The organism is Streptomyces sp. NPDC127114 (assembly GCF_042677525.1).
GTDB lineage: Bacteria > Actinomycetota > Actinomycetes > Streptomycetales > Streptomycetaceae > Streptomyces.
Window position 1 is genome coordinate 1 of sequence record NZ_JBHXTJ010000008.1, and the last position, 16,586, is coordinate 16,586.

Consider the following 16,586-nt stretch of genomic DNA (forward strand, 5'->3'; position numbering starts at 1 on the left):
GTGCGCAGGTCCTCGCGGGTCATCTTGGCGATGTCGACGCCGTCGAGGGTGATGCGGCCGCCGGTGACCTCGTAGAACCGCATGAGGAGGTTGACGAGGGTGGTCTTGCCGGCGCCGGTCGGGCCGACGATCGCGACGGTGTGGCCCGGCTCGACCGCGAGCGACAGGTCCTCGATCAGCGGCTTGTCCTCCTCGTACCGGAAGGAGACGCCCTCCAGCGCCACCCGGCCCTTCAGCTCGGTCGGCCTCTCGCTCACCGGCGCGTCCGGCTCCTGCTCCTCCGCGTCGAGCAGCTCGAAGATCCGCTCGGCGGAGGCGACGCCCGACTGCACCAGGTTCGCCATCGACGCGACCTGCGTCAGCGGCATCGAGAACTGCCGCGAGTACTGGATGAAGGCCTGCACGTCACCGATGGACAGGCTGCCGCTCGCCACCCGCAGACCACCGACCACGGCCACGAGCACGTAGTTCAGGTTCGACACGAACAGCATCACCGGCTGCATGACGCCGCTGTTGAACTGGGCCTTGAAACCGGCCTCGTACAGCGCCTCGTTCTGCTCGTGGAAGTCCTGCGCGGACTCCCGCTGCCGCCCGAAGACCTTCACCAGCGTGTGGCCGGTGTACATCTCCTCGATGTGCGCGTTCAGCTTGCCCGTGGACTTCCACTGCTGCACGAAGTGCGGCTGCGAGCGCTTGCCGATCCGCGTCGCCACGACCACCGACAGAGGTACCGTGACCAGCGCCACCAGGGCGAGCAGCGGCGAGATCCAGAACATCATCGCGAGCACGCCGACGATCGTGAGCAGCGAGTTGATCAGCTGGCCCATCGACTGCTGGAGGGTCTGCGAGATGTTGTCGATGTCGTTCGTCGCCCGCGACAGCACCTCGCCGCGCTTGGCCTTGTCGAAGTACGACAGCGGCAGCCGCGCGAGCTTCGCCTGGACCTCCTCGCGCATCCGGTAGACCGTCCGGTTGATCACCTTGATCGACATGCGGGTCGAGACCAGCATCAGCAGGCCCGCGAGCACGTACACGCCGAGCGCCAGGCCGAGCACCTCGCCGACCGCCGAGAAGTCGATGCCCTTGCCCGGGGTGAAGTCCACCCCGGACAGCATGTCCGCCATCCCGCCGTCGCCCTTGGCGCGCAGCCCTTCCAGGGCCTGCTCCTTGGTGGTGCCCTCCGGCAGCCGCCGGCCGACCACGCCCGCGAAGACCAGGTCGGTGGCCTTGCCCAGGATCTTCGGCCCGACCACCGAGGCCGCCACCGACAGCACGCCGGCGACCAGCATCACCCACAGCGCGCCGCGCTCCGGCGCCAGCTGCTTCAGCAGCCGCTTGCCCGAGCCCTTGAAATCCATCGACCTCGAGTCCGGCCCGCCGCCGGCCATCATCCGTCCGCCAGGACCGGCCATCAGGCAGCCTCCGCCTCGGTCAGCTGGGAGAGCACGATCTCCCGGTACGTCTCGTTGTCCGCCATCAGCTCGTGGTGCCGGCCGGTGCCGACGACCCGGCCCTCGTCGAGGACCACGATCCGGTCGGCGTCCCTGATCGTCGACACCCGCTGGGCGACGATGACCACCGTCGCGTCGGCCGTCTCCTCCGCGAGCGCGGCCCGCAGCAGGGCGTCCGTCTCGTAGTCGAGGGCGGAGAAGGAGTCGTCGAAGAGGTAGATCTCCGGCTTCTGCACCAGCGTGCGGGCGATCGCGAGACGCTGCCGCTGACCACCGGACACGTTCGTGCCGCCCTGGGCGACGGGCGCGTTGAGCCCGCCCTCCAGCTTGCTGACGAAGTCCTTGGCCTGGGCCACCTCCAGGGCGTGCCACAGCTCCTCGTCGGTCGCGTCCGGCTTCCCGTACCGCAGGTTCGTCGCGACCGTCCCGGAGAACAGGTACGGCTTCTGCGGCACGAGTCCGACCGTCCGCGCGATCAGCTCCGTGTCGAGCTTCCGCACGTCCACGCCGTCGACCAGGACCTCTCCGCCGGTCACGTCGAACAGCCGCGGCACCAGGCCGAGCAGTGTCGACTTGCCGGAGCCCGTCGAACCGATGATCGCGGTGGTCTCGCCCGGCCGGGCGACCAGCTCGACGTCCCGCAGCACCGACTCCTCCGCGCCCGGGTACCGGAAGTCCGCGCTCCTGACCTCCAGATGCCCGCGCCGCTCCAGGGTGCGCACCGGCTCGGCCGGCGGCACCACGCTGGAGTCGGTGGCGAGCACCTCCTCGATGCGCTCGGCGCACACCTCGGCCCGCGGCACCATCATGAACATGAAGGTGGCCATCATCACGGCCATCACGATCTGCATCAGATACGCGAGGAAGGCCGTGAGCGCGCCGATCTCCATGGCGCCGCTGTCGATGCGGTGCGCGCCGAACCAGACGACGGCGATCGACGACACGTTCACGACCGTCATCACGGTCGGGAACATCAGCGCCATCAGCCGCCCGGTGGACATCGAGACGTCCGTCAGCTCGGTGTTCGACCCCTTGAACCGCTCGCGCTCGTAGCCGTCGCGCACGAAGGCGCGGATCACCCGGTTGCCGGTGATCTGCTCGCGCAGCACCCGGTTCACCGTGTCGAGCCGCTCCTGCATGGTCCGGAACAGCGGCCGCATCTTCCGCACGATCAGCGAGACCGCGATGCCGAGCACCGGCACCACCGCGATCAGCACCGCCGACAGCGGCACGTCCTGGCCCAGCGCCATCACGATGCCGCCGACGCACATGATCGGCGCGGAGACCATCAGGGTGAACGCCATCAGGGTCAGCATCTGCACCTGCTGCACGTCGTTGGTCGTGCGGGTGATCAGCGACGGCGCGCCGAACTGCCCGACCTCCCGGGCGGAGAAGGACTGCACCCGGTCGAAGACCGCGGCCCGCACGTCCCGCCCGAGAGCGGCGGCGGTCCGCGCGCCGTAGTACACGGCCCCGATGTTGCACACGACCTGGAGCAGGGACACGCCGATCATCAGCGCGCCGAACCGCAGGATGTAGCCGGTGTCCCCGTTCACGACACCGTTGTCGATGATGTCGGCGTTCAGGGTGGGCAGGTAGAGGGTGGCGCTGGTCTGCAGGAGCTGCAGCAGCACCAGCAGGGCGATGGGTCTGCTGTACGGCCGGAGGAAGGTTCGGAGGAGTCTTATGAGCACGGGTTCTACTATCGCCCGCGCCCCCGAGGCGTTACGACTCGTTTTGACGCGGGGCGGCGAGCCCTGGCGAAGTCTTTACGAAACGGGTCCGGATCGGAATCAGGCGCTGAACGCGCCCGGGTGGATCTGCTCCCGCGTCGCCGTGTACTGCTGCCGTACGGCCTGCCCGACGGCGAGCTCCTCGCCGGCCTCGAAGACCTGGGCCGCGGCGCCCTGCCAGGCCGGCGGGGCCGCCGGGGACAGGGTGCCCCGGGAGACCCCGAGGGCCCACGCGGCCTGCCGGGCGGCACCGAGCGCCGCGTAGTCGGCCGGCTGGGGCACGACGACCTGGGCACCGAACAGCGCGGGCGCCATGGCCTGTACGGCGGGCAGCCCGGCGGCCGCGCCGAGCAGGAACACCCGGCGCACCTCGACGCCCCGTCCGCGCAGCACGTCCATGGCGTCGGCGAGCGAGCACAGCATGCCCTCGAAGGAGGCCCGGGCCAGGTGCTCGGGCTTCATCGACTCGCGGCGCAGTCCGGCGAGGGTGCCGGCGGTGTGCGGCAGATGCGGCGTCCGCTCGCCCTCCAGATAGGGCAGCAGCACGAGGCCGGAGGCGCCGGGCGTCGAGGTGAGCGCGAGCGCGGACAGCTCGTCCAGCGACTCGGCCCCCAGCATCTCGGCGGTCCCGCGCAGCGCCCGTACGGCGTTCGACGTGTGCACGACCGGCAGGTGCATGCCGGTGGCGTCGGCGAAGGAGGTGATCATGCCGTGCGGGTCGGCCAGGGCCTCGTGGTGGACGGCCATGACGGATCCCGAGGCGCCCAGGGAGACGACGGCGTCCCCGACGCCGAGCCCGAGGCCGAGGGCGGCGGCCATCGTCTCGCCGGTACCGGCGGAGATCAGCAGCCCCTCGGGCGTGGTGCCGGCGGCCTCGGCGGGCCCCAGCACCTCGGGAAGCGCGGCCTGGTGCCCGAGCGCGAGCTCGACCAGGTCGGGCCGGTAGGCCCCGTCGCGCGCGGACCAGTACCCGGTGCCGGAGGCGGCGCCGCGGTCGGTGGTGCGGCGCGCGGGACGGCCGAGGAGCTGCCAGACCAGCCAGTCGTGCGGCTGGAGGACCGCGGCGACGCGCTGGGCGTGCTCGGGCTCGTTGCGGGCGAGCCAGCGCAGCTTGGCGACGGCGAGACCGGCGGCCGGCACGGTTCCGACGGCCTCGGTCCAGGCCTGCCGCCCGCCAAGACCCTCGACGAGGTCGGCGGCGGCGACCTGTGCCCGCTTGTCGTTCCCGACCATCGCGGGCCGGACGAGCCCGCCCTGCGCGTCGAGGGGCACGAGCCCGTGCCCCTGCGCGGAGACACCGATCGCCTGCACGCCTTCGAGCAGCCCGCCGGTCGCGGCCTCACCGAGGGACAGCAGCCAGGCCTGGGGGTCGACGTCCGCGGCCTTGGGCTCCAGGGGATGCGGGGCATGCCCCTGACGCAGCACGGCGCCCGTCTCGCTGTCGCAGACGACGATGCGCGTGGAGTCGGAAGAACTGTCCAGACCGGCGACTATCCCCATGGCACATGATTCTGCCGTACGTCAGGTGTTGCTGGTGCCCCAGTCATCGTCCTCGTACTGCGCGGCCTGGCCGTTGTGACTCACCCGCGCCCGGATCTTCTGCGCCTGCTCACCGGCGGCGTGGAACGCCTTCCCGGCCGCCTGCCGCCCGGTCTGCGCGGCGGACTCGGCCGCGTTGCGCACCGCCGGGTTCTCGGCGACCTGCTTGGCCGACTTCTTCATCCGCTCGTACGCCTCTCGCCCGGCCCGTGTCCCGATCACGAAACCGAGGCCCAGTCCGGCGACGAACACCAGCTTGTACCGCACGCTGCGATCCTTCCTGGAGCGCCCTGGGGATACCGATTGGCGGAGCACCCCCCTGCTTGCGCTAATCTATGTCTCGCAGCGAGCGCCCGCCCCCCGGCAAGGCCGGAGGTGGGACCGTTCGTCGCAACGCAGCAATCCCCTGTAGCTCAATTGGCAGAGCAGCCGGCTGTTAACCGGCAGGTTACTGGTTCGAGTCCAGTCGGGGGAGCGCGATCCCCTGTAGCTCAATTGGCAGAGCATTCGGCTGTTAACCGGAGGGTTGCTGGTTCGAGTCCAGCCGGGGGAGCCACCAGGAGAAGGACCCTTCGGGGTCCTTTTTCGTTCCCCGGGGAACCACCTGCCCGGCCCCGGAGTCCTCTAGATCGAGCATGGCCGCCCATCCGGAGCAGGAGATCGTATGAGCGGCTATGCTGCGGCAGACGGCGCGCACACTTGTACGTGCCGTGGTGTTCGGGGCGGTAGCTCAGCCGGTTAGAGCAGCGGACTCATAATCCGTCGGCCGTGGGTTCGAGTCCCACCCGCCCCACCACTGCGAGGCACGGCAGAATCGATCTGACCAGGCATTTCGCCTGGGCAGGTGGATTCTGCCGCGCTCGCGTACAGTCACCGGTCCCGGGTTTCCCCATGTTTGGACAGAGTGTTTGGACGAGGGTGGACCGACACGCCCAAGTCACCCGGATGCGCCCCGGCGGGCCTGCGGTCGGTCGTACGGAGCGCACCAGGGCTGTGGCCGGGCCGTGCATGACTTTCCCGGTTCGGGGTGTGGTCCTTGCGGCCCGCATCGGCGGCCGTTGAAGCGTCCGCATGACCAAAGCGCGTGATGGCTCAGCCTCCGCCATCGGTTCGCCCTCTGTGCCGGTGCCGCCGCATGGCCGACAACGGCCACGGGTTCCGCAGGATGTGCCCCCTCGACGTCGTGACGCTCGTCCCGCCCGGCAACTGGCTGCTCCGTGCCGGGAGGTCCTGAGCGGCCTGCTCGGCTTCCGGATCGCGGGTGCCTGCGCGCTCTTCGCGGACGCCCTGCCGGCCGCGACAACCAGGAACCGCAGCGCGCACTCCACGACGTTCCGCAGAACGCCTTCGGGTTCCTCGCCGGCACGGCGGGAGCCGTCGTCGCGGTGGCGTCCAAGACCCAGTCGGCGACCATGGCAGTGCCCTTTGTGGTTCTCCTCGCGCTCGCCCGCGTCCCGCTGGGTCGGCGGCGGGCCGGATGGCGGGGCCGGGCCACACCGCGCTGGCCGCGGTGGTGATCATCGGCGCGGACGTGGGCGAGATCGCGGCGCAGCTCGGGCAGTTCCGGAGGATCAACCCACGGAGATGGTCGTCGTCGGCCTCCTTGCTCACAGCGACGATGCCCGTGGGGCCGCCGGCGACCTGGGGCTTCCGGCGGACTTCGCGTACGAGGGCAGGAGCTGGTGAGCGGAGAACCCTCCCCAGACCGATCCGCGGTGGGCCGAGTACGGGGAACGGATGACGTAATCCTTCCTTGTCACCCCTCCGATGGTGACTGCCCCAGTCGCGTACGACGCCCTCGACGACTTCGGTACGGCCCGCCCGGACCATCTCGGCTCCCATCCCGCCGAGGCCGGGCTGCCTCCGGGTGGGCATGAGTCCCGCCTCGCCCTGTTCAGCGCGCTGATGCGCGACACCGGCGGCGGGATGGTGGCGCTGGTCACCGTCCTGGGTGCCGTGGTGGCGTCGCACGGGTGACCACCGGCGCCGTGCGTTCGTGACGACGCTGCTGTGTGCGGCGGCGCTGACCTGGACGCAGTTCCTGACGGCGGTCTACGCCGTCCTGGCCAGCGGGCTCACTGTGGTCATGGTCGTCGCGGTGCCGGCGGCCGGGGCGGGAAGCGAGGCCTGTGCGCTGCTCGGCCGTGGTGGAGGGGGCGACGGGCTCGCACCGGAGCGCGGCGCCCCGGTAGCGGGCCCTCTCGTGGTCTGGAGACGTGGCTGGGCGCGCGGCGGGGCGATCTCCGTGATACGCCGCGTCTTGGCCCACGCCACGTGCCCCCGCAGGTGGCGGCCCAAAGCGCGCCAGGTCGCGAGCGAGTAGCCCAGACGTACGCCGAGTAGGCGAAGCCCCAGACGGCGCTGCGTCAGAAACCAGGACCGGGATCGCCCCTTGCCCAGTACAGCGGGCCCCACATGCCGAACTGGACGATTGCCAGCAGGAGATAGCCGAGCAACACCCCCCACCGGCTCGTCCCTCCCACCGATCAGGGATCCGTCGGACCGGCCGATCCAATGACTCACGGCGACGACCAGCAGCATGGGACGGGCCATGCTGACGAGGGGGGACGTGGTCGAGCCGTGTTCACGGCTCCTACCCGCGCTTTCCGGCCGATGCGCCAAGGGGCAGGAGAAGCGTCGTACTGCGGTTGCGAGTCCGCCGGTATCACCTGCCCGAACGTCGTATGCGCGTGGCGCACGTTCTAGCCGGAACTTCTCGTGAACAGAGCCAGTCCCAGGACGCTAGATCGACATGCAGGATCTCCGGGATGGCGAGACGGTGGTACCGGTATCTGTTCTGCGTCATTGGACCGCGACTGGCTTCACACGACTGTTGCCTGCTGGAAGTCCGGTTTCACACCCTGGAGTCCGCGATGCCGCAAGGAAAGATCGAGCCCGCGAGCATGCACCGCGTGGCCGAGCCGGGACAGACTGTGGTTCAGGACTTCGTCGTCGCCCCGGACGCCGTCCCCAACGGCACGATGGCAGGGTCGGTCGTCGGTGGCGACTCGTTCATTCGCTTCCGAAATCTTGTCTGCTTCCGCAAGGAGTTCCATCCGCTCAGCGACGAGGAGATCGAGCAACTGCCGCCAGCTCTCCGGGAGAAGGCGCGAAAGGAAGGCCTGGACTTTGTCGAGTACGCGGAGTTCGGGCGGGTTGGCTCGGGCGAGGCCCTTGATGTCCAGGCCGGAACATTGGTCAAGGGAGAAGTCGAGTTCATCGCGCCGGCGATGGATCCGCCTGACTCGGCGAACGCGGTTCTTGTGGTGGAAGCAACAGGCTGGGAGCAGCCGGTCAGAATTCCTCTGCTTCTGGTCGTAGGCGGCCTTCGCGTGGACCTTCCCACGGAGCCGATTCAGGTCCATCGGGGCGCTGTGGAGCAAGTAGCCGTACACGTCACGCTACCGTCCGGCAGCCCCGCATCCGACATCAAGCTTGAAGTCGTGCATCCGGACGTTCGGGCCCTGCGGATCGTGAGCGTGCCCGCCGGCGGATTGGCCGCGACGACGCTTGATCTGACCGTTGCCGCGGACACTCCGCTGGGCGATCTCCCCATCGACCTCTCGATCAGCGGCTTCGAACCACTGCGCCCAACGAACCGCCCTCTGCTGTTGGCCGTCAAGCCGCCTGCCGCGATGACGCGCGCCATGGAGCAGATCCAGCGGAAGGCGGCCGTCCTTGGCGAGGGACCCCCCGGCCCGAGGTTCCCCGCGTCCGACGTTCAAGAGGTAGGCGACGGCGGCTACGTCCAGCACTACTCCACCGGCGACGTCTACTGGCATCCACAGACCGGCGCCCAATGGGTCTACGGGGCCATCCTCGCCAAGTACGTGACGAGGGGCGGGCCGAGCGGTCCGCTCGGCTTCCCGGTCACCGACGAGACCGCGACACCCGATCAGCTAGGCCGCTTCAACCGCTTCGAAAAGGGCTCCATCTACTACTCGCCGCAGACCGGGGCCCACGACATCCGTGGCCCCGTCCGGGACCACTGGGAGAGGCTCGGGTCGGAGACGTCCTACCTTGGCTACCCCACGACCGACCAGACCGGCGAGCAACTGGACTTCGAACACGGCACCATCACCTTCAAGGACGGCAAGGCGCCCTTTGACGCTGCCGACAGCAGGGAGATCAAGACCGGGGTCATCCACGTGGACGATGCCGCCGCGAACGGCTTCGCCGAGCTGCTGATCAGCAGCAACGGTGCCTTCCGCTTCAACGGGAGCATGCGGTCCACCGGAGCATTGAGTTACGACGTCGCCATCGTCACCACGCTCACTGCCGGCGGCCAGACGCTTGTCTTCGCGGAGGAAGGCGACGTCGAGGGCACGTTCGTGCTCGGCGGCAACCGTGCGCACACCTGGCACCACGAAGGGGTGGACACGCGCATCAAGGATAATTTCGACTTGTGGCGCACCGCGCGTGCCGAGACCACGCTCACAGTCGACTTCGGGGCGGGGGATCTGCTGGCGGTGGTCGCAACGATCGTCGGAAGCATCGTCGTAACCCGTCTGATCATCGTGGCCGGCGCGCTGGCTGCCCTCTTCGCCTCCAAGAACGTCAAAGGCTGCGGATTCGTCAAGCAGAAGCGGTTCGACCACCACACGGGAGAGACGACCGAAGAGGGCATGTACATGTGGGTGCCCATTGACGAAACCTGTCCAGAGAACTGACTGCACGGGGGGCGAAGCCTCTGGGCGTTGGAACGGGAATCCGCCGCACGTGAGTCCGAAGTCCCTTGCTGAGCTGGTGTGACCGCCGCGCACCACCGTGAACGCGTCTGGATGGAACGGGGTTTGGACGACGTTTGGACGGCGTTTGGACGCATGGACAGGAAAGGGCTGACCAAGGTCGGGAAAGAGGGAGAACCCTCACCTCATCTGACCAGGCAAAACGTCACTCATGGGCGTCAAAACGCAAGGGCCGCCAAGATCCCCAAAGGACTCATAATCCGTCGGCCGTGGGTTCGAGTCCCACCCGCCCCACCGCAGCCCGCGTCCGCAGGAAGGTTTTACCTGCGGGGGCGGGCTTCTTCGTACTCCACGGTCCACGGTGCACCGGGGGTGACGGGCATCACGGCAGCGACACGCGGGGGCTCACCCGGATGGAGCGATCCGCGGTGCGAGTCGCTCAGATCGACGTTCCCGCGATGCGGCCGAAGCCCCGGGTCACCCGTCGGTGGAGCCGCCGGGGCTGGAGGTCTCTTTCCACGCGCAGCAGGTACGCCGTCGGCGACGTGCGCAGTTGGGCGTCGCGGGCGCGGGCCGTGCTGTGGCGAAGGGCTGCCAGGCCGAGGACCGCGCCGCTCGCCGTGACCAGCGGCTGTCCGGCCGGCAGGCCGCCGAGGACGAGCGCGGTGGCGGTGCCCAGTTCGAACTTCGTGTTCATGGCGCCGAACGCGGTGGTGATCCCCAGGAAGTTCATGGCTTTCCGCAGCTCCGCCAGCGGGGTCGCGAAGGACTGGGCGACGGCAAGGTCCACGTACTGCCGAAGGGCGTCCGGGTCGTCGATCGACCCCAGGGACTCGCGGAGGTCCTTCGCGACGGTGCCGACCGCGCCGGTGAACGCGTCGAACTCCGCGCGGTGTCGCGTACGTAATCGGACGATCTTCTCCACGGGCACGGCGTCCAGGTCCTCCGGGACGACGAGGCGCAGCGACAACAGACCGACGGCCTGTTCCAGGCTCTCGGCCGGGGCCGGCGCCGGGGCGGCGTGGTCCCCCAGGTCCAGCAGCGCTCGCGCGAGGAGCCGGGAGTCCCACCCGTGGACCGCGTGGGAGACCGGCTGGTCGGTCACGGGGGTGAAGCGTGTGCGGCGGGCCAGCTCGTCGGTGAGCACGCACTTGTACACCCAGGCCAGCCGGGGACTCATGGCGAGCCAGGGAACGCCGTACCGGTACGGCGGACGGGTGCGTACGGTCGCGAAGGACAGGCGGTGCTCGATCAGTGCTTCTCGCAGCTCCGGGGCCACCTCCTCCTCATGGAGCGCGGCGAGAACGTGCCGCCGCTGGACGGTGCGAGCGAGGATCCCGTCCGCCGGTGCGCTCGCCTCGGCCATGACCCGGTCGCCGTGCGCCCTGTGGGTCTCGCCGATGCCGTGCACGGCGCGGAGTGCCTCGCCGTGCTCCCGTAACAGGTCGAGGAAGAGCGGGGCCACCGCCTCGGCGGCGGCGTGCGGGGACGTGGCCTGAAGGAAGCCGCCGAGCCCGTCGTCCAGGGCGGCGACGGTGTCCGAGTCCGCGACCGGGTATCCGTCCGGCACGACCCGCGCGAGCTTCGGCCAGTACAGGGCCGTCAGCTTGAGCCAGCGTTCGTCGCGGCAGTGGATGTACGGGTAGTACAGGCCGATCCGGTGCATGATCGCTCCCCAGGACGAAGGCTCTCCGGCTTCACCGCCGGCCCCGCGCCGGCGACGTACGCAGTCGGGCGTCGCGGGGTTCACCGTACAAGTACGGTCACTGCTGCAGCAGTTCGTCCAGCGTGGTGCGCAGCTCCGCGGCGCCCGTGAAGTGGATCGCGGTGAGTCCCACGGCGCGGGCGCCGGCGACGTTGGCGGGCTTGTCGTCGATGAAGACGGCCTCGTCGGGGGAGCAGTCCATGAGCTCCAGGGCCCGGTGGTAGGCGGCCGAATCGGGCTTGGCGGCCATCAGGCGGCCGGAGAACAGCAGGGCGTCGAAGCGGGAGGCGACCTCGGGGAGCACCTCTGGGAGGGCCTCCATGACCAGCAGGTCGTTGTTGGTCAGCAGGGCCGTGCGGTACGGCGGGCGGAGCCCGTCCACCAGCGCCAGCATCCGCGGGTCGGGCTCGAAGGCGCTGCACCAGACCTGGTGGAGGGCGGCCATGTCGCCCGGGTAGCCCAGCTCCTCCCGCAGGGTGTGGTGGATCTCCGTGGGCGTGGCCAGGCCGTGGTCCCACCGCTCGACGAGACCGGAGTCGTAGAGCGTGCTCTCCGCCTGCTCCGGGCTGACCCCGCACGCCGCCGCGAGGGCGGCCAGGCGCCGCCGCGGGCGGAACCCGCAGACGACGTCTCCGAGGTCGAAGAGGATCACCTTTGGCCGCATGGGCCGACGATAGACGGTCCCGGCGCTGTTTCACGGCTGTGTGGTGGTACGTCGTGTCGACCGGAGCGGAAGCCGCTCGCCGTGCCGCCCTTGATCTCCAGGGCGTACGCGCCGGCCCGCTTGCGCGGGAGGGGCGCCCGGGTGTGCGGCCCGGGCGGCCCTCCCGCGGGTGGTCAGCCGGCCGGGGCGTACACGGCCGGCGCCGGGGGCAGGTCGATGCCGTGGGCGAAGAGAGCGGCACGGACCCTGTTGTCGACGCCGATCTTGCAATAGATATTGCTGACATACGCCTTCACCGTCGAGGCCGTGAGCCCCAGCCGGTCGCTGATCTCCACGTTTGTCAGGCCCCCGCCGATCAGCGCCAGAATTTCGCGCTCACGCAGGGTCAGAAACGCGGGCACCGGCTTCTCCTTTCGGCCCGGTTTCGGGCCCCGCATGAACGAGCACCACAGCATCGCCAGCGGCAGCACCGCCGCGCCCGCGGCCATGGCGTGCACGGCGTGGGACAGCGCCCGAGGGTCCACCTCCTCGGGGAAGAAACCCGAGACGCCGGGCGGCAGCGGCTGGGGCCGCTGCGCCATGTTGTCCGGGTCCCCGATCAACGCGACCGGCGCGCAGCGCAGTTCCCGTCCTCCCAGGACGGTGAGCAGCCGGTCCAGTTCGGGCAGCCCGGCGGCGGCGAGAACGCTCGTCCGCGGCCGGTCCCGCACGGCGGCGATACCCGCTTCGGCGGACGAGCACATGGTGACGGCGAATTCCCCTTTTTCGGTCAATGCCTGTTCAAGGCCCCTGCGAATCCATGGATGGTGATGAATGACGGTGACGTGGTCCATGGTCAATCCCCCTGAGTACTGCATCAAGCCGTGGTCGGGAGAGAACTTACCTCACGTAATCAGCCACGCCCCAGAGCAAGTTGGGCGGGAATCGGGCCCGGAACAGATGTGGTCCAGACCTGATAACTCGGAATCGTCCCGTGCGGTGTCCTATCGACCGGCTTGTCCGGTGCACCAACCAAAGGAGGCGAGCGATCGGCAGTGTGCACGGGCGTCGCGAACGGCCAGGATCGAACCGTCCCGGAGGCATTGCCGCCGGGGGAGTGCCCGCCCCGCTCCAATCGGGGCGGGCACCTGCTCGATCGTATCGATCCCATCGAAAGGAACGACAGGTGCTCACTGCCCTGCGCGAGACGCCGCTGCGTCTTGCCACCCAGGCCCAGATCCTCGCCACCAGCGCCCCGCAGGCCCTGGCCCAGCACGCCTCCATGGCGCTGGCCAAGGCCAAGGGCACCGAGGACGAGCCGCGCTTCCTCGCGCACCGCGTCTGGCAGATCGTGCTGATCATCGCCATCGCCGTCGTCCTGGTCGCCGGCGTCGTGTCCTACGCCCTGGTCGCGTACCAGTGCGTCAGCCGCGGCTACGACCGCGTCAAGTGGAGCGGCCCGAACGGCTGGCGCGTCTGGGAGTTCAAGATCATCTGCGAGAAGTACTAAGCAGGTGCCGGCCCGCCCCACGTACCCCGCGTGGGGCGGGCCGCCCGTCATTCGTCATTCCTCGGCACACAACCTCTTGGACCCAGCGTGAAGAAGATCGTCAAGTCCGCCCTCCTGGCGCTCCTCGGCGGGGCCGGTCTGAGCCTGGCCGCCCTGGTGCTGTCCATGATGTACGCGATGTCCCGGGACGGATCGGTCAGCGTGCCCGGCCTCATCGAGTACGTGCAGACGGACGCCCAGCTGAGCCTGCAGCCCTCCGCGTACTTCCCGCTCGTCATCGCCGCGCTGGCCGCCGCCTGCTTCCCCGTCGCGTACCTCGCGCTGTCCAGGAAGCGGGGTGCCGACCGTGCCACCCGCTGACCCCGTCCTCTCCGGGAGCGTTTCCGAGGAGGCCGCGGAGGTCTCCGAGGTGCGCTCCGAGACGGACTTCGAGAGTGTCCCCGCTGCCGACGTCCCGCTGGCCCTCGACGGTCTGAGCAAGCGGTTCGGCGGCCGCCACGCCCTCCGCGACGTGACCGTGACCATGCCCCCCGGCGCCGTGTGCGGACTGGTCGGCGCCAACGGAGCCGGCAAGTCCACTCTGCTGCGCTGCGTCATCGGACTGACCGAACCGAGCGCCGGCGACGGCTGGGTCTTCGGGGAGAAGCTCGGCACCGACCAGGCGAAGCGCCTGGTGTCGTACGCGCCCGACGAACTGCCCATGCCCGACATGCTCACCGGACACGAGTACCTGGGCCTGATCGCCGGCCTCGAGGACCGCCCTCGGGAGCTGGTCCGCGACGCCGAGCGGCTGGCCGCGATCTTCGGCATCGACGGCGCCCTCACCAAGCTCGTCGGCTCGTACAGCCACGGCATGAAGCGACGTCTGCAGTTCTCCGGCGCCTTCAGCAGCGACGCCCCGCTGCTCATCCTCGACGAGCCCTTCTCGGGCCTCGACGTCGAGGGCTCCGTGCTCCTGCGGCTCGCCCTGCGCACCTGGACGCGGTCCGGACGGTCCGCGCTGGTGACCATCCACGACCTGCACACGGCCGAGCGCGAATGCGACTTCATCATGGTGCTCTCCGACGGCCGGCTCGTCGCCGAGGGAACTCCGCGTTCCATCAGCGAGGCGGCCGGGACGGCCTCGCTCGAAGCCGCGGTGCTGCGGCTCAGCGGACTCGAGAACGTCTCCGAGACCGCGGACGACGTCTTCGCCGAGCTCCTGGGGCCGGGCTCATGACGGCCCTGGCTCCCGTCGGCACGCGCGAGGCCGACCCGGCGTCCTCGCGGCGCTCGGACCGGCGATTCCCCAGGCCCTGGGACCGGCCCTCGAACCGGCGGTCCCTCCGGCCCTCCCTCGCCATCGCCGGGGCGACCGCGCGGTCCCTGCGCAACACCGTGCGCCAGATGCTGCGGCGCTCCCCGGTCATCACCTCGGCCGTCCTGCTGGCCCTGATCGTCTTCGGGCTCGCCATGGTCGCCTTCCAGGTCCAGGCGCTGGCCCCGCTGGTCCACGAGCAGACCCTCACGGCGCTCCAGGACCGTCAGCTGAAGGAGGTCAACCGGGCGGCGCTCGCCGGCATGGCGGCCGCGGCCTCGGGGGCCACGCTGATCCTGGACATCCTCGGGCTCCAGCCCGCGGGCGTGCGCGTCCTCGCCGTCTCCAAGGGAGTCGGCCGCTGGAACCGGGCACTGGGCGAGCTGATCCCGCCGTACGTCACGGCGATGACGGTCGCCTCCTTCCTGGTCGGCCCCGTCACCGTGCTGTCCCTCACCCGGGTGCAGGCCACCGGCGGCACCGGCTTCTGGCTCGCGCTGGGCGTGGCCCTGCTGTTCACGGCGCTCACCGCGCTGGTCGCCACCGTCACCACGCTCGCCGTCCAGGCCCTGACCGCGCTGGTCATGCGGTCCTCGAACGACGCCCTCGGCGTGAAGTCCGTCAGCGCCTCGCTCTGCGGAATCCTCCTCATCACCGGCGTCGGCCTGGTCCTCGCCGGCCGCACGTCGGGCCTGTACGTCCTGTGCCCGCCGCTGGCGGTGACCGGAGGAGTGCCCGAGACCCCGTCCGGTGTCCTGGCGGCGGTGCTCGCCTCCCTCGTCTGGGGCCTGCTCTGCGCGTACGTCCTCTCCTTCGCCGGTACGACCGCCCGCAACAGCGAGAGCGGCGCCCCGTGGCAGCTGCGCTTCATCCGGCTGCCGGGAGGCGGCGCCCAGACGGAGGCGCGCCGGCTGCTGCGCGACCCCCTCTACATCTCCGCCACGTCCGTCTCCCTCGCCGCCGCGGCGGCCGTCGCCGTCCTGTACCACGTCGGCTATCTCCAGGACGCCACGGCCTCGCTGCTCCTGCTCGCCCTCTGCGGGATCTCCTCCCTGATCACCGGCCTGGCCCCGTTCCGGCTCGCCGGCAACGCCTGGATCCACGCCATCCACCCCCGCGGCTTCGCCCGCTGGGGCCGGCAGAACGCCTTCGGGGCGGTCGCCGCCGGTCTGCTCACCGTCATCGCCGTACGCGTCGTCAGCCTGGTGCCCTTCGAGGCGGGACGGGACGTGGTGATCGTCTCCATGGCGCTCGCCGGAAGCGCGCTGAGCGTCCTGTACGGCCTCGCCACGGTGACCGCCGACTTCGCGGAGAAGCGGGTAACGCTGCTGGTCAGCGGACTGCTGAGCGGAGCGACCCTGGGCGTGCTGTTCTGGCTGGCCTCCTCGGTCGACGCGCTGTCGACCGCCGCGGCGACCGCGGCCTTCTGGCTGCTCGTGTCGGCGGCGGCCCTGTGCGCCGTCCAGCAGGTGATGCGGGTCAAGGACCGTGACTTCGCACGGACGGCGGAGCGGTGATGCTGCTGCGCCTGGCGCTGGTCGCCGTCGTCCACGGACGCAGGCCCCTGGCCTGGCTGGCCCTGGCGACCGGGCTGATGCTGGCGCTCGTCTGGCCGGCGGGCTGGCCGATCCGGCTCCTGGTGCTCGCGGGCTTCGTCGCCGTCCCGCTGAGCGTCGTCCTGCACGAGTACGGCCACGCGCGGACGGCGCTGCTCCTCGGGGCGCGCGAGCTGCGGGCCGAGTGGCAGGACGGTTCCATGGCGGTGTCGCACGAGGACCTGGGCGCGGCGCGGAACCTGGTGGTGGCCGTGGGCGGGCCCGCGGTCTCGGGACTGGCCGGCGGGGGCGTGCTCGCCGTCGGCCTGACGTACGGATGGCATCCCCTCGCCCTGCTCGGCGCGATCGTCGCCTTCCCCGCCAGCACCCTGATCCCGCCCGGCCACGACGGTCGCACGCTCTGGCGCCAGGCCCGGGAGTGGCGCACGACCGGGCGGTCACGCGACCGGGAGCCCGCCGTCTGA

The 16,586-nt window shown here is 70.3% G+C and carries 14 protein-coding genes and 3 tRNA genes; 10 read left to right on the top strand and 7 right to left on the bottom strand.

All coding sequences use genetic code 11. The annotated features are described in order from the left end of the window. The 4 genes from ACFVGS_RS10600 to ACFVGS_RS10615 form a co-directional block, all read right to left on the bottom strand. Positions 1 to 1,412, bottom strand: a 1,412-nt coding sequence (locus tag ACFVGS_RS10600; RefSeq protein WP_385692199.1) for an ABC transporter ATP-binding protein, incomplete at its 3' end; no start/stop codon positions are given. After that, positions 1,412 to 3,145, bottom strand: a complete 1,734-nt coding sequence (locus ACFVGS_RS10605; protein ID WP_384415644.1) for an ABC transporter ATP-binding protein — start codon at positions 3,143 to 3,145, stop codon at positions 1,412 to 1,414. The genes ACFVGS_RS10605 and ACFVGS_RS10600, both read right to left, overlap by 1 nt. A gap of 99 nt (positions 3,146 to 3,244) precedes the next feature. Then, positions 3,245 to 4,684 carry an FGGY family carbohydrate kinase gene (locus ACFVGS_RS10610; protein WP_384415646.1) on the bottom strand — a complete coding sequence of 480 codons (1,440 nt, stop codon included), beginning with the start codon at positions 4,682 to 4,684 and terminating at the stop codon, positions 3,245 to 3,247. A 21-nt stretch (positions 4,685 to 4,705) separates the two neighbouring features. Beyond that, entirely contained in the window at positions 4,706 to 4,990 is a 285-nt protein-coding gene (locus ACFVGS_RS10615; protein ID WP_384415649.1) for a YtxH domain-containing protein, read from the bottom strand. Positions 4,991 to 5,125: 135 nt separating this feature from the next. On the opposite strand from ACFVGS_RS10615, the gene ACFVGS_RS10620 reads away from it, so the two are divergent. From ACFVGS_RS10620 to ACFVGS_RS10640, 5 genes are all read left to right on the top strand, one after another. Continuing rightward, positions 5,126 to 5,198: transfer RNA gene (locus ACFVGS_RS10620), tRNA-Asn, on the top strand. Between the two features lie 5 nt (positions 5,199 to 5,203). After that, a tRNA-Asn gene (locus tag ACFVGS_RS10625) sits at positions 5,204 to 5,279 on the top strand. Between the two features lie 163 nt (positions 5,280 to 5,442). Further along, a tRNA-Ile gene (locus ACFVGS_RS10630) sits at positions 5,443 to 5,519 on the top strand. Positions 5,520 to 6,490: 971 nt separating this feature from the next. Beyond that, the gene (locus tag ACFVGS_RS10635; RefSeq protein ID WP_384415652.1) at positions 6,491 to 6,700 is read left to right on the top strand and encodes a hypothetical protein; all 210 of its coding nucleotides are present in this window, start codon (positions 6,491 to 6,493) and stop codon (positions 6,698 to 6,700) included. An 896-nt stretch (positions 6,701 to 7,596) separates the two neighbouring features. Beyond that, a complete protein-coding gene (locus ACFVGS_RS10640) occupies positions 7,597 to 9,393 on the top strand; it encodes an LGFP repeat-containing protein (protein WP_384415655.1) in 1,797 nt (598 codons plus the stop codon). Positions 9,394 to 9,850: 457 nt separating this feature from the next. Here ACFVGS_RS10640 and ACFVGS_RS10645 read toward each other — a convergent pair whose 3' ends face one another. The 3 genes from ACFVGS_RS10645 to ACFVGS_RS10655 all read right to left on the bottom strand — a co-directional run bounded on the left by ACFVGS_RS10645 (position 9,851) and on the right by ACFVGS_RS10655 (position 12,613). Further along, on the bottom strand, positions 9,851 to 11,077 hold the full coding sequence (locus ACFVGS_RS10645) for a DUF6236 family protein (RefSeq protein WP_385692202.1): 1,227 nt from the start codon (positions 11,075 to 11,077) through the stop codon (positions 9,851 to 9,853). A 97-nt stretch (positions 11,078 to 11,174) separates the two neighbouring features. Continuing rightward, entirely contained in the window at positions 11,175 to 11,780 is a 606-nt protein-coding gene (locus ACFVGS_RS10650; RefSeq protein ID WP_385692204.1) for an HAD family hydrolase, read from the bottom strand. Positions 11,781 to 11,953: 173 nt separating this feature from the next. Beyond that, the gene (locus ACFVGS_RS10655) at positions 11,954 to 12,613 is read right to left on the bottom strand and encodes a response regulator transcription factor (RefSeq protein ID WP_384415664.1); all 660 of its coding nucleotides are present in this window, start codon (positions 12,611 to 12,613) and stop codon (positions 11,954 to 11,956) included. 332 nt (positions 12,614 to 12,945) lie between these two features. Between ACFVGS_RS10655 and ACFVGS_RS10660 the strand changes: the two genes are divergently transcribed. The 5 genes from ACFVGS_RS10660 (at position 12,946) to ACFVGS_RS10680 (ending at position 16,586) form a co-directional block, all read left to right on the top strand. Beyond that, positions 12,946 to 13,269, top strand: coding sequence for a hypothetical protein (locus tag ACFVGS_RS10660; protein WP_384415668.1), 324 nt, complete (start codon positions 12,946 to 12,948; stop codon positions 13,267 to 13,269). Positions 13,270 to 13,356: 87 nt separating this feature from the next. After that, entirely contained in the window at positions 13,357 to 13,629 is a 273-nt protein-coding gene (locus ACFVGS_RS10665; protein ID WP_384415671.1) for a hypothetical protein, read from the top strand. Next, the gene (locus ACFVGS_RS10670) at positions 13,616 to 14,488 is read left to right on the top strand and encodes an ABC transporter ATP-binding protein (RefSeq protein WP_385692206.1); all 873 of its coding nucleotides are present in this window, start codon (positions 13,616 to 13,618) and stop codon (positions 14,486 to 14,488) included. The genes ACFVGS_RS10665 and ACFVGS_RS10670 overlap by 14 nt, the downstream gene beginning before the upstream one ends. After that, on the top strand, positions 14,485 to 16,083 hold the full coding sequence (locus ACFVGS_RS10675; protein ID WP_385692208.1) for a hypothetical protein: 1,599 nt from the start codon (positions 14,485 to 14,487) through the stop codon (positions 16,081 to 16,083). The genes ACFVGS_RS10670 and ACFVGS_RS10675 overlap by 4 nt, the downstream gene beginning before the upstream one ends. Further along, positions 16,083 to 16,586, top strand: coding sequence for a hypothetical protein (locus ACFVGS_RS10680; protein WP_385692210.1), 504 nt, complete (start codon positions 16,083 to 16,085; stop codon positions 16,584 to 16,586). Before ACFVGS_RS10675 ends, ACFVGS_RS10680 begins: the two co-directional genes overlap by 1 nt.

Coding starts and splice junctions, on each gene's coding strand:
- ACFVGS_RS10610 (WP_384415646.1), bottom strand. CDS start 4,684: ATGGGGATAGTCGCCGGTCTGGACAGTTCTTCCGACTCCACGCGCATC.
- ACFVGS_RS10635 (WP_384415652.1), top strand. CDS start 6,491: ATGGTGACTGCCCCAGTCGCGTACGACGCCCTCGACGACTTCGGTACG.
- ACFVGS_RS10640 (WP_384415655.1), top strand. CDS start 7,597: ATGCCGCAAGGAAAGATCGAGCCCGCGAGCATGCACCGCGTGGCCGAG.
- ACFVGS_RS10645 (WP_385692202.1), bottom strand. CDS start 11,077: ATGCACCGGATCGGCCTGTACTACCCGTACATCCACTGCCGCGACGAA.
- ACFVGS_RS10650 (WP_385692204.1), bottom strand. CDS start 11,780: ATGCGGCCAAAGGTGATCCTCTTCGACCTCGGAGACGTCGTCTGCGGG.
- ACFVGS_RS10655 (WP_384415664.1), bottom strand. CDS start 12,613: ATGGACCACGTCACCGTCATTCATCACCATCCATGGATTCGCAGGGGC.
- ACFVGS_RS10675 (WP_385692208.1), top strand. CDS start 14,485: ATGACGGCCCTGGCTCCCGTCGGCACGCGCGAGGCCGACCCGGCGTCC.
- ACFVGS_RS10680 (WP_385692210.1), top strand. CDS start 16,083: ATGCTGCTGCGCCTGGCGCTGGTCGCCGTCGTCCACGGACGCAGGCCC.